Here is an 11,396-nt window from a genome sequence, read left to right as displayed (position 1 = left end):
ATGGACACTCCTTCACCAGCCAGAACATGGAGAATCAACGCGGCTGCCATCATCATGGATGCCGACGGCTACATCCTGCTGGGCAAGGACCACGGCCGCAATCCCTACTGGCATTTCCCCCAGGGAGGCGTCATCAAGAATGAAAGCATTGAACGCGCCCTGGCACGGGAAGTCTGGGAGGAAGTGGGACTGCGCCCCTCGGACTACACCATTGTGGCGCGCCTGCCCGGACTGCGGTACAAATATCCTGCCAACCACCGTAAAATCACCCGCTGGGTGGGCCAGGAACAAACCTACTTTCTGGTGCGCTGTAAAACGAGCCGCCCAAAGACAGACCTGCACCGCAGCCCGGAATTTGCAAAAATAAAATGGGTGCTTCTCCAGGACATCAAGCTGGAAATGTTCCCCAAATTCAAAAGAAAAGTCATTAAGGACGCCCTCACTCAATTTTTCGGCCCCCCCCCTGCCGCCAACCGCTCCTCTGCGGAAAAGCGAGTCGACCGGCTCGCTTCCTCTTCAACACTAACTTCTCATACTATGAACCGTTACCTGGTGCCTCCGGGCAAAAAACTGCGTTTAAAGGACTACCCCACGGATGACAGATCTCTCTTCTCTGGAACCAAGGAAGAATCACTGGTCGAATTTGACAAGCTGAGGGAGGAACTGCAGGAACTGCAGAAAAAACTCTTTGCCCAGCACAAGCACAAAATACTTGTCATCCTCCAAGCGATGGATGCCGGCGGCAAGGATGGCTGCGTCAAGCACGTCTTCTCTCGCGTGGACCCGCAGGGGCTGCATGTGGTGCCCTTCAAAAAACCTACCCCGGAGGAACTGGACCATGACTTCCTCTGGCGCGTGCACAAGGAAGTGCCCACCAAGGGCCAGATTGCCATCTTCAACCGTTCCCATTATGAAGACATCATCGCCGTACGTGTAAAGAAAATCTTCCCGGACCCCGTCTGGAAGCGCCGCTATAAACACGTGCTGGATTTTGAATCCATGCTTGCGGAGGAAGGCACCACCATCATCAAGCTCTTCCTGAATATCTCCAAGGCGGAACAGAAAAAGCGCCTGGAATCACGGCTTCAGGATCCGGACAAGCTCTGGAAATTCTGCATGGATGACCTTGACGACCGCAATCGCTGGGATGAATTCCAAGCTGCCTACCAGGACCTCATTGAAAAAACATCCACTCCGGAAGCCCCCTGGTATATTATCCCCGGAGACCGGAAATGGTACAGAAACCTTGTCATTGCACGCCTGATCGTGGAAAAGCTCCGGCATCTCCAGCTTGCCTTTCCCACCCCTAACTTTGATCCGGCCACCATATCCATACCCGATTGACAAATCTCTGTCATAATAATAACTAATTTGTGCATTGAGTAAATATTTTTGTACATTTATCGTTATCACGCTGTCTTAGTATTACAAAATCGGCATTATTCACAATAACAGTCAAAAGTTAATATTTCTAACGCTTGACTGACACCGTGAAAAACTGTTAGAAAACAACTTAACACGTAGAACGTGTAAACATTCTATATAGAAAAACAGAACCCAATGTACTTAGCATCCCAACGTAAAGAGTTCATTCTGAAAACCCTGGCCGAACATGGAGCCGCAAGGACAATCGCTCTGGCCAAGCAGATGAAGGTCACAGATGAGACTGTCCGCAACGATTTAATTAATCTTGAAAAAAGGGGATTCCTCAAGCGTGTTCACGGCGGCGCACTGGCGCTCACTCACAAATCTCTTCATGAAGACATTGTCACTCAGGACCATGTCTCCATCCAGATTGCCAAAAAAACCGTTCAGAACATCCCGACCTCTGTCGTCATGTTCATTGACAGCAGCACCATGGGTTACCAGATCTGCAACCATGTCAACTCCAGGGATACGCATATCGTCTCCAACAACCCCACCCTTCTGACCCGGCTGGAAGGCATCCCGAGCCTCAGTTTCTACTGCACGGGCGGCCGTTTCGACCGTGAAGCCCAAGTGTACGTGGGCCAGGATGCGGCACACGCGGCCGGTTCCCTGAACATTGAACTGGTAGTACTCACCCCGGACTGCTACTCCCCCAAACATGGCGCCGGATACAAAAACATGCTTCAATCTGAATTCATCAGAAGCGTCATCCCCCAGGATGCCAAGGTAATCATCGCCATGCCTTCTACAAGCATCGCAAACAGCCCCGCATTCTATACGGTCGCGCCCAACTTGGTGAACATGCTCATCACGGACGACTCCATTGCTCCGGAAATGGTGGAGCAGATCGAAAAGAGCGGCGTCAAGGTGGAAATCGCCTAAACGTCTGCCGGCATCCTAAAAATCAACTCGGGCGGAGGTTCTTCAGGAGCCTCCGCCCTTTCTTATGACGGACGCGGCCTTTTCCACTCCAGACGGTATTCCCGGCTGCCGGTAAGTTCATCCTCAAGGGAGCCGATCTCTTCAAACCCGCTGCGCTTGTAAAACTGCAATGCACGCGGATTCTCCTCATAAACTCCTACGGTCAGCAGTCCCTTGCTGTGATCCTTGGCCCAATTCAGCAACTCCGTCCCTATTCCCTCGCACTGGCGTTCCGGGTCCACGAACAAGGCGGCTAATTCTCCTTCCCCCACCAGGCAGGCAAACCCTACCACGCGGTCACCGTCACGGCATATCCAGGTCCGCGCCTTAGGCAAATACACCTGCCTCATATCCTCCACCAGGCCGCACCAGAAACCAACCCCGGCAAACGCGTGGGCCTGTTCGGACGCCTTTAGCCAAATATCCAGGACCGCCGCCTCATCCTTGCTTTGATAATGTTCTATATTCATAAGCATCTACTGGAAAAACCGCTGTTTTCCACAATCTATAAACCGTAGCATGAACCATGCACGGCGGCAAGAATGAAAGAGAAGAGGGCAATTTGCCCAAAGCACCAGCCCTTGGCGTCTTGACGGACGATCCACCGCCATAAAGTGCTTATCAGGCGGTCTCCCGCTCACGGCCTGTAAACAAACACGGGACCGGTACGGGAAGACTGGACGCAGCGCACTTTCCCGACAGCCTCCGCCACCAGCTGCACGGCCTCCCGCACCTCATCCTCTGTTGTGGTGAAAGACAGGGAAAAACGCAGGGAGGAACGCACCTCCCCGTCGGACAGCCCCATAGCCGTCAGCACGTGGGACGGCATGGGCTGCACGGTATGGCAGGCGGACCCGGCGGAACACAGCAATCCGGCGGGTTCCAGCAAAAGCATCAGGGCTTCGGCCGTGCACCCGGAAAAAGCCAGATTGGACGTATTCGGAATCCTCTCCGCAGCGCCGGAATGCACCGTCACTCCGTCTATGGCCTGCGCCAGGGAAGACTCAAAACTATCCCGCAGGCGTCTCACGCGCCCTGCTTCCTCCAGATGCCGGAGAGCTACACGGGCCGCGGCTCCAAAACCGATGATTCCCGGCACATTCTCCGTACCGGACCTCAGCCCGCACTCCTGGCCGCCTCCAAACAGGACAGGCTCCAGGGGAGCGCCGGAGCGCCTGTACAGGCATCCTATGCCCTTCGGACCATGCAATTTATGGGCGGAAACGGATGCATAATCCACATCCATCCCATGCAGAGATACGGGAATCTTTCCGGCACACTGCACCGCATCCAGATGCACGGGCAGCCCATGCCGCCGGGCGGCGGCGCACAAAGCCGCAGCATCCTGAAGCACGCCCGTCTCATTATTGGCCCAGGCAAAGGAAACGCCGCTCACCTCCCCGGCGCACAGGGCTTCCCATTCTTCCGGTAAGGCCCTTCCTTCCCGGTCCACGGAACAAATGCGTCCATTCCCCAGGGTAATGGATGTTTTCAGGGAAGCATCATGATCCGTGGACAGGACGGCCACGCCCTTTCCTTTACGGGCCATCTGGCGAAAGGCCGCATTGGTGGCCTCCGTTCCTCCGGAAGTAAACACAATTTCCGCCGGAGACACGTCCAGCAGGGCCGCCACTCCGGCACGGGCTTCCTCCACGGCCTCCCGCACGCGCCGGGCTTCCCCATACCCGGCGGAAGGATTGAAAAACCGTTCTTTCAGGAACGGCTCCATGGCGGCGTAAACTTCCGGAAGAAGGGGAGTGGTGGCGTTATTGTCCCAATAAATCACGCCTTCATAACTCGCCCAATCACGGACAGGAGTCAAGCCGGAACATAATACCCCGCTGAACAAGATCACTCTTCACTTTTCCCCACGATTCCGCATAATGCTGCCCATGCGTTTCCTCATCACGGCCGGTCCCACCAGAGAAGCCATTGACCCCGTAAGATACATCACCAACCGTTCTTCTGGCAAAATGGGATACTGCCTGGCGGAGGCGGCGGCCCACGACGGCCACCGCGTCCTGCTCGTCTCCGGCCCCACTTCCCTCGAGATTCCGCACGGCGTTGACTTCCTCCCCGTGGAGACCGCGCAGGAAATGTATGACGCCGTGCAGAACCAGGCGTCCTATACGGACATAGCCATTCTCAGTGCCGCCGTCGCAGACTACAGGCCGGTTTCCGTACCGGACCGCAAGATCAAAAAAACAGGGGAACGCATGGTTCTGGAACTGGAGCGCACGAAAGACATTCTAGGTTCCATGCGCTCGGAATTCGGCTTCCGCGGCATTCTGGTCGGCTTTGCGGCGGAAACCCACGATGTGGAATCCTATGCGCGCGGCAAGCTGGAGCGCAAGCAATGCGACATGATCGTAGCCAATGATGTTTCCCGCCGGGACATCGGTTTCGACGCATCGGAAAACGAAGTGCTACTCATCTATCCAGATCGGACGGACCTGCTGGAAAAAGCCGCCAAAACCCACATCGCCCACCAGATAGTAGAACGCGCGTGCCGCTTGTACGCCGGAAAGACCTGCCATCCCGGCCAGCATACCTTTTCCGGGCTTGAACCCAGCTGGAATTGAGCCATCATAAAATATTAGCCGCAGCATACCGCTTCTCTCAAACAATACCTCTCCTCCTTCATGCCCGTTACCCTTCAGGACCTAGGCTGGAACGACCACTTTCAAAACGCCTTTGACGCCATTGCCAAATCCGGCTGGATTCCTGGGCGCCTGATCCGGGAAACGAAGATCAACTTCACAGCCCTGCTGGACGGAGGGGAGGATATAGACGTGGTCGTGAGCGGCAAACTCTGGCATGACGCCGCTACAGACGCGGAACTGCCCGCCGTCGGAGACTGGGTGGCGATCGCTCCCGGAGAAGCGGAGGATGAAGCCGTGATACGCGCCATTCTTCCCCGCCAGACCTGTTTTTCCCGCAAGGCGCCGGGAAAAAGCAGCGCGGAACAGGTGCTGGGCGCCAATGTGGACATCGTGGCCGTCGTCACGGAACCGGGAACCGACTTCAACCCCAGGCGCATGGAACGCTACTTCACGCTCATCCGCCGTAGCGGGGCCATGCCCCTCATCCTGCTCAACAAGGTGGACCTCTTCTCCAGGAAAGAAGTGGAGGAAGCCACGCACATCCTCCGGGAACTCTGCCCGGAATGCGGCATTATCTGCATCAGCGCCCTCCGCAACAAGGGCATCAAGGAATTCCGCAAATGTCTGGAACGGGGAAAAACCATCTCCATTGTAGGTTCATCGGGAGTGGGGAAATCCACGCTGGTCAACACCCTGCTGGGGGATGAATGGCTCTGGACGGGGGAAGTAAACGAGGTCACCGGCAAAGGGAGGCATACCACGGTGGCGCGAGAACTGGTGCTTCTCAAGCATGGCGGCCTTCTGATCGACAATCCGGGCATCCGGGAAATCCAGATGTGGACGGACGAGCACACGCTCCGGGAAAGTTTTGCGGACCTCACGGAACTGGCGCATGAATGCAGGTTTGCGGACTGCAGCCACGGCAAGGACGCCGGGTGCGCCATCAGAAAAGCCGTGGAAGAGGGACGTCTGGACAAGGAACGCTACCTGAACTTCCTGAATCTGGAAAACGAAATTTCCCAGCTTGCCAAGCGCCAGAAAAAACGGCAGATGAACGTGGAAAGGGCCGGGAAAAGGGATAGAAAAGTCCAGGCCCGTAATTACGAAGACCGCGTGGAGCTGGAACGCCGTCACAGGCCCAACCACCGGGCTCATGACTAACTCACCGTCAAATTGACTTGCCAGGCCACGGATGCTCGCTTACCTGTAAGGGATGCTTTCCGTACACAGCTTGCCACTTGCCGCTGCAGGCCTTCTGATGCTGTCCTTGCTTCCGCTCTCCTTCGCGGAAGAAGAGGCTTCCCTTCCGGACAGGGCCACCGCATTCCTGACCGGCATGGAGCCGATCAAACTGGCAAGGGACCCCAACAGCAAACTGCTTATTGCGGAATGCCGCATCAACGGCATCCCGTGCAATCTCATCGTGGATACGGCCGCCTCCCATACTACGTTCGACGTCAAATTCATCCAGAAGCACTTTCCAAACCTGACCCTGCAGGAAGTGCAAATTGCCCCCGGTTCCAATGTCCATACCGCGCCCCGGGTATTTCCCATGGAATCCTTTTCCATCGGCGGCCTTCTGATCAAAAACTTTTATGGATGCACCATGGACCTGGACTCTCTTCAAAAAAGCACCCACATCCGCGTGGACGGCATCCTGGGCATCAATTATCTGGGCTTCTGCCCCTTCCTGCTCTCCGTCAGCAACGCCACCCTGCAATTTCTCGAACGTTCCAGCTTCCCCCTTAAAGACATGAAACCGCTGGACGTCGAACGCCATGCCTCTGGCATCCTCTATATCCGGTGCACCCGGGACGGTGCGCCCTTTCTCCTGGCGCTCGACTCCGGCTCCACGCTCTCTCTGGCCCCTGTGGAGCAATGGCCGGCGGCCCCGGACGGCAGTCATGTCAAAGCCATGACATCAGACATCAACGGAAGCAGCGGCAGCCATTCCGTCATGAAGCTGGGCGTTCCGTCCACGCTCCACATGGGACCGGACTTCCAAATGGAGGGCCTTTCATTTGTCGTGACGGGAACCGGCGGCAGATGCCAGATCGGCGTGGACACCCTCCGGCACTTCGACATCATCGTTGATGCACCCCAGGGGGAAGTCTATGCCCTGCCTCTCCATTCAATACCGGAGGAGAACAAAAAAACGACGGACGCCCCTCCGGTCAAACGGGAATCTTGAGCATGATGCAAATCATGCGGATGGTGCGAGCCGTAGCGCCATAATGGGCTTTCAACGCCACCTGGGCGCGCGAAGCCTGCGCATGCGCCAGCAAGGGGTTGTCCAGCATTTCCTTGAGGACGTCCGGCAACTGTTCTTCTCCGCATCTGGTGATGCCATCCACCCCTTCCAGAAGCTGGACAAGAGCATCAAAATTTTCCATGTGCGGTCCCGTCAGCACGGGCACGCCGCAGGCAACGGCTTCTGCCGGATTCTGTCCGCCGTCCGCCAGAAAACTCTTGCCGATCACGGCCACGTCGGCCAGGGCCGTCCAGTCCCTCAACTCCCCGGTCGTATCCACGACATAGCAGACGTTCTCCTTGAGGGTTTCAGGAATTTCCCCTTCCGTCCGCAAAATGCACTGCCAGCTGCGAGCGGACAAATCCTTCACCACGGCATGGCGGCGTTCCGCATGGCGGGGAACGATCAGGGGAAAACCTCCAGCTTTCCTGGCAGCCTCCGCAATCAGGACTTCCTCCCCGTCATGAGTGCTGGCGGCCAGCACCACGGGCTTGCCGCGCTTCAACTTCTCCAGAATGGCGGAAAACTCGGGATTTGCATCACGGCGGTCCGCTGTCTGCTGGTCAAACTTGATGCTTCCGGTCACATGGATGACAGAGGGGGGGACCCCCACGGACTCAAACCGCTGCACATCCCCCTTATCTTGGACGCCCATGGCATCCAGAAAGGAAAAATAATACTTGGAAAGCCACTTGAACGCGCGGTACCGGCTCTCCGACCTGGCAGACATGCGGGCATTAATCATCGCCATGGGAATACCGCGCACCTTGGCCGCGCGCGCAAAATTGGGCCACAGCTCCGCTTCCACCAGCACAATGGCTTCCGGTTCAAAGCGGTCAAAGCACCTGCCAGGCAGCCCCAGCAAGTCAAAGGGGGCGTAAATCACACGTACTCCGGGCATCTGGGCATTCATGGCCGTGGCATGCCCCGTAGCTGTACTGGTGGCCAGCACGGCGGAACCTCCGCGCTCCCGGAGCCATGCACGCAGGAATTTGAGGGCTATCACTACTTCCCCCACGCTCACGGCATGCACATACAGCACGCCTTTCGGCTCCCTGTTGTAGGAGACGCGGTACAGGCCAAAACGTTCCATCAATCCCGTCCCGAATCCCCCCCGACGTTTCTGCTTGAGCAGATAGGAGGGCAGCGTCACCAGCCAGCCGACGGTGTACAGGATATTATAACAACAGGACAATAAAAGGGCTTTCATCTTACTTCTCCGGCAATCGATAGAACAGCAGCATATTTTTCCCGTATCTGCGGGTATCCACCAGGCGCAGTCCGTCAAAATCGGCGGAACCTTCGCTTCCGGTTCCCCATCCTTCCCGGACCTCCGCAATGAACACGCCTTCATCCTTCAGCAGACCGGCCGCCCCGGCTTCCACCAATTCCACGACAAAATCCCGGTCCAAGGGCCCCTTGCAATAGGGAGGATCCGCGAACACCACATCGTACTTTCTGCCGGCCGTCAATTCCCTCTTCACAAACTGGACGGCATCCCCCTGGATTACCGTGCCGCCCTCAAGCCCGGTCTTGGACAAATTAGCCTTGACGGTGATGCAGGAAGACCTGGAAGCGTCTACCATGCGCGCGGTCCTTGCACCCCGGCTCAGGGCTTCCAGCCCGAACGCCCCCGAGCCGGTGAACAGGTCCAGTACGTCAGCATGCTTGATCAGAGGATGCAGAATGGAAAAAAGGGCTTCCCTCACCCGGTCCGTAGTGGGCCGAACCTCCCCCTTGGGAACGGACAAGGATATTCCACCGGCTAATCCACTGATAATACGCATCTTTATAACCGGAAGTAAGAAAAAACATCAGCCATTACTGACGGGCGCGGGCCTTGGCCTTCTCCAGAAGGGGATCTCCCACGATGCTGGTCATGGGAACGCGCAGCACGATGGACTGATTGGCAATAACAAAATTGTCCGGATTCTTCTCGGACATGTTGTACACAAAGTAGGCATACTTTCCATCCTTCGTCTTGCCGAGGATGACGGTTTCCGTCAGTGTGGAGAGAATGGTCTTCTTTTCCAGCGTCCATTCCTTGCCGCTCCACGCCCCGTACACGTTCATATCGTCATAGGATACGTCACCTTTCAGGGCCAGGGCACCGTTGGGGGAAATCCATGACTTGGTATTGGAATCATACTTGAGCGTGCTCATCGGCAGGGGACCCTGCTGAACCACCGTTGCCAGATTCCAGATGCCCTGATCCCCATCCGGGAAAATCCCCATCGCCACGGGAGCCACTTCCTGAATCTGCTTCTTTTTCCAGCACTCCAGATATTTGGCATAATCTTCCTTGGTCCAGCCCAGGCGTTCGTCATACGGAACAGGCTGTCCGGGGACAATCTGAGACACCAGTTCCTTCTTGTCTTTTTCAGGCAGGCTGCCGAAAACGCTGTCAATCTTTTCCATGAATGGCTGAAGGCCTTCGTCAAGCAAAACGCTCACGGCAGAGCCTTCCACCATCTTCCCGACCGGAAGATACTCATTGATAATTTCCGGTTTTCCTGCTGCAGACAGGGAGGAAACCAGACCCGGGACCATCAGTAATAAGGCCAGATTGCGGAACGCTTTCATAACTTGTCGGTTCATTTTACTCAACAAAAGCCCCTTGGCAAGAGTCAAAGTGAGTGTTATCCGTATGCATATCATGAACTGGAAGTTACTTTTCACCACCCTGGCCGCTGCTTTGAGCCTTGCTTCCTGCGTGTCCACCCCCGCCTCCCGTATTCAGAAAAATCCCGTTTTATTCAATTCGCTTCCGCCTGCTCAAAAGGCGCTGGTGGAAACCGGCCAAATTGCGGAAGGCATGTCGCCGCCCGCCGTATTCCTGGCATGGGGAGACCCCTCCGCCGTGGCGGAAGGCAACCTCAACGGCAAGCCGGCCACCCGCTGGATCTACTCTTCCCTGCAGCCCGTTTACACGCCGCCGCCCTCCTTCTGGTACGGTCCGTACTGGGGCGGCCCTTATTGGGGGGGACCGGGCTTCTATAGCCCGTATTATCCCTATTACAACGACGTCACCTACGTTCCGGTAAATACGGGATACGTTCTATTCATCAATGACAAGGTGAAATCCTGGGAACGCAAGCGCTGATTATAAGGCGTTCCCCCTTCCGCAGAAGCTGAGCTTACATGCCCCCATTCCGGGCGCATCTCCGTTATCCCCTCTCCGGGCACGGTGGTTATTCCGGAACAGGACCTGGCACGCGCCATTCACTTCTTATCCCTGTCCGGCGGATATTCCAGTTCCTCCCGGAATCTGGGGAAGAAAGACTTCAACTCCCCGGACACTTGCGGATATTTCAGCTTCATATCCGTCAAGGCGCCAGCAATCGCACACAGGCAGACCAGCCGGGAATACCACTTGTTATCCGCCGGAACCACATACCAGGGAGCATCCGGAGTGGCCGTATTCCGGATCATCTCTTCAAAAGCCTTCTGATAACCGTCCCAGTATTCGCGCTCATGGATATCTCCTTCTGAAAACTTCCAATTCTTGTCGGGAGTATCCAGGCGCGCCAGAAGGCGCTTCCTCTGCTCCTCATAGGAAAGATGGAGAAAGATTTTGACAAAACGCGTTTTATTGGCATGCAAATGGCGTTCCAGGTTATTGATGGACCTGTATCTCTCCTTCCAGAAAGCCTTGCCTGCCTGGCCCGGATCAAACCCTTCCCCCGCAAGGTATTCCGGATGCACGCGCACGCTCAGCACCTCCTCGTAATAGGAACGGTTGAAAATGCCGATCATGCCTCTCTGCGGCAGGCGCATCACACACCTCCATAAAAAATCGTGGCTCCGTTCCACAGTGGAAGGATACTTGAAACTGCTCACCACACATCCCTGGGGATTGATGCCTCCCATCACATGCTTGACAATCCCGTCCTTGCCGGCACTGTCCATCGCCTGCAAAATCACCAGCAGGGCATAGGACTCGCTGGCGTAAAGGACCTCCTGCAACTGTCCCAGCAATTCGATGCCTTTTTCAAGCTTCTCAACGGCTTCCTTCTTGCTGTCCTTGTCCAGCTTGCCCAAATCCCCCGGATCATGACGGGACAATTTAAATCCCTTGTCGTCCGTCACACGGTAAGGCTCAATGAACTTCTTGCAGCGTTTGATCAAATGGGAAGGAATTTCCATAATCCTTGTAAGACATCTCTCTGACGCAAGACGTTGAAACAATCGGG

The 11,396-nt window shown here is 56.0% G+C and carries 12 protein-coding genes; 6 read left to right on the top strand and 6 right to left on the bottom strand.

What is annotated here, in order from left to right; all coding sequences use genetic code 11:
• The gene (locus V3C19_RS02115) at positions 1-1,344 is read left to right on the top strand and encodes a PPK2 family polyphosphate kinase (RefSeq protein ID WP_161981311.1); all 1,344 of its coding nucleotides are present in this window, start codon (positions 1-3) and stop codon (positions 1,342-1,344) included.
• A 216-nt stretch (positions 1,345-1,560) separates the two neighbouring features.
• The gene (locus V3C19_RS02110) at positions 1,561-2,310 is read left to right on the top strand and encodes a DeoR/GlpR family DNA-binding transcription regulator (protein ID WP_130083983.1); all 750 of its coding nucleotides are present in this window, start codon (positions 1,561-1,563) and stop codon (positions 2,308-2,310) included.
• Positions 2,311-2,372: 62 nt separating this feature from the next.
• Here V3C19_RS02110 and V3C19_RS02105 read toward each other — a convergent pair whose 3' ends face one another.
• The gene (locus V3C19_RS02105; RefSeq protein ID WP_161981312.1) at positions 2,373-2,819 is read right to left on the bottom strand and encodes a GNAT family N-acetyltransferase; all 447 of its coding nucleotides are present in this window, start codon (positions 2,817-2,819) and stop codon (positions 2,373-2,375) included.
• 167 nt (positions 2,820-2,986) lie between these two features.
• Positions 2,987-4,171 carry a cysteine desulfurase family protein gene (locus V3C19_RS02100; RefSeq protein WP_161981644.1) on the bottom strand — a complete coding sequence of 395 codons (1,185 nt, stop codon included), beginning with the start codon at positions 4,169-4,171 and terminating at the stop codon, positions 2,987-2,989.
• A 70-nt stretch (positions 4,172-4,241) separates the two neighbouring features.
• Between V3C19_RS02100 and V3C19_RS02095 the strand changes: the two genes are divergently transcribed.
• From V3C19_RS02095 to V3C19_RS02085, 3 genes are all read left to right on the top strand, one after another.
• Positions 4,242-4,931: a phosphopantothenoylcysteine decarboxylase gene (locus V3C19_RS02095; RefSeq protein WP_295932975.1), complete on the top strand. Its 690-nt coding sequence runs from the start codon at positions 4,242-4,244 to the stop codon at positions 4,929-4,931.
• A gap of 60 nt (positions 4,932-4,991) precedes the next feature.
• Complete coding sequence (gene rsgA, locus V3C19_RS02090) at positions 4,992-6,113, top strand: ribosome small subunit-dependent GTPase A (protein ID WP_130083987.1); 1,122 nt, start codon at positions 4,992-4,994, stop codon at positions 6,111-6,113.
• A gap of 97 nt (positions 6,114-6,210) precedes the next feature.
• Entirely contained in the window at positions 6,211-7,143 is a 933-nt protein-coding gene (locus V3C19_RS02085) for a retropepsin-like aspartic protease (protein WP_161981314.1), read from the top strand.
• On the opposite strand, the gene V3C19_RS02080 is transcribed toward V3C19_RS02085, so the two are convergent.
• The 3 genes from V3C19_RS02080 to V3C19_RS02070 are packed head-to-tail and all read right to left on the bottom strand — an operon-like array spanning position 7,127 to position 9,801.
• On the bottom strand, positions 7,127-8,413 hold the full coding sequence (locus tag V3C19_RS02080) for a glycosyltransferase N-terminal domain-containing protein (RefSeq protein ID WP_130083989.1): 1,287 nt from the start codon (positions 8,411-8,413) through the stop codon (positions 7,127-7,129). The two genes, V3C19_RS02085 and V3C19_RS02080, sit on opposite strands and share 17 nt — an antisense overlap.
• 1 nt (position 8,414) lies before the next feature.
• Positions 8,415-8,990 (bottom strand): 16S rRNA (guanine(966)-N(2))-methyltransferase RsmD, encoded by a 576-nt coding sequence (rsmD, locus tag V3C19_RS02075; protein WP_295932981.1) that lies wholly within the window; start codon positions 8,988-8,990, stop codon positions 8,415-8,417.
• A 34-nt stretch (positions 8,991-9,024) separates the two neighbouring features.
• Positions 9,025-9,801, bottom strand: coding sequence for a hypothetical protein (locus tag V3C19_RS02070; RefSeq protein ID WP_330937138.1), 777 nt, complete (start codon positions 9,799-9,801; stop codon positions 9,025-9,027).
• Between the two features lie 58 nt (positions 9,802-9,859).
• Here V3C19_RS02070 and V3C19_RS02065 point away from each other — a divergent pair, with 58 nt between their 5' ends.
• Positions 9,860-10,306: a hypothetical protein gene (locus V3C19_RS02065; RefSeq protein ID WP_295932983.1), complete on the top strand. Its 447-nt coding sequence runs from the start codon at positions 9,860-9,862 to the stop codon at positions 10,304-10,306.
• Between the two features lie 119 nt (positions 10,307-10,425).
• Here the strand turns inward: V3C19_RS02065 and V3C19_RS02060 are convergent, their stop codons facing one another.
• The gene (locus tag V3C19_RS02060) at positions 10,426-11,349 is read right to left on the bottom strand and encodes a polyphosphate kinase 2 family protein (protein WP_295932986.1); all 924 of its coding nucleotides are present in this window, start codon (positions 11,347-11,349) and stop codon (positions 10,426-10,428) included.
• Positions 11,350-11,396 lie beyond the last annotated feature (47 nt).

This window comes from Akkermansia sp. AE01SA01 (assembly GCF_036417395.1).
Lineage (GTDB): Bacteria > Verrucomicrobiota > Verrucomicrobiia > Verrucomicrobiales > Akkermansiaceae > Akkermansia.
Note: the sequence above shows the minus strand (reverse complement) of the source record. Positions and strands in the feature narration are given on the sequence as shown.

Excerpts from the sequence above, each read along its gene's own strand:
- V3C19_RS02080 (WP_130083989.1), bottom strand. The coding sequence starts at position 8,413 with ATGAAAGCCCTTTTATTGTCCTGTTGTTATAATATCCTGTACACCGTC.
- V3C19_RS02105 (WP_161981312.1), bottom strand. The coding sequence starts at position 2,819 with ATGAATATAGAACATTATCAAAGCAAGGATGAGGCGGCGGTCCTGGAT.
- rsmD (WP_295932981.1), bottom strand. The coding sequence starts at position 8,990 with ATGCGTATTATCAGTGGATTAGCCGGTGGAATATCCTTGTCCGTTCCC.
- V3C19_RS02065 (WP_295932983.1), top strand. The coding sequence starts at position 9,860 with ATGAACTGGAAGTTACTTTTCACCACCCTGGCCGCTGCTTTGAGCCTT.
- V3C19_RS02070 (WP_330937138.1), bottom strand. The coding sequence starts at position 9,801 with ATGAACCGACAAGTTATGAAAGCGTTCCGCAATCTGGCCTTATTACTG.
- V3C19_RS02085 (WP_161981314.1), top strand. The coding sequence starts at position 6,211 with ATGCTGTCCTTGCTTCCGCTCTCCTTCGCGGAAGAAGAGGCTTCCCTT.
- V3C19_RS02115 (WP_161981311.1), top strand. The coding sequence starts at position 1 with ATGGACACTCCTTCACCAGCCAGAACATGGAGAATCAACGCGGCTGCC.
- V3C19_RS02095 (WP_295932975.1), top strand. The coding sequence starts at position 4,242 with ATGCGTTTCCTCATCACGGCCGGTCCCACCAGAGAAGCCATTGACCCC.
- V3C19_RS02060 (WP_295932986.1), bottom strand. The coding sequence starts at position 11,349 with ATGGAAATTCCTTCCCATTTGATCAAACGCTGCAAGAAGTTCATTGAG.
- V3C19_RS02110 (WP_130083983.1), top strand. The coding sequence starts at position 1,561 with ATGTACTTAGCATCCCAACGTAAAGAGTTCATTCTGAAAACCCTGGCC.
- rsgA (WP_130083987.1), top strand. The coding sequence starts at position 4,992 with ATGCCCGTTACCCTTCAGGACCTAGGCTGGAACGACCACTTTCAAAAC.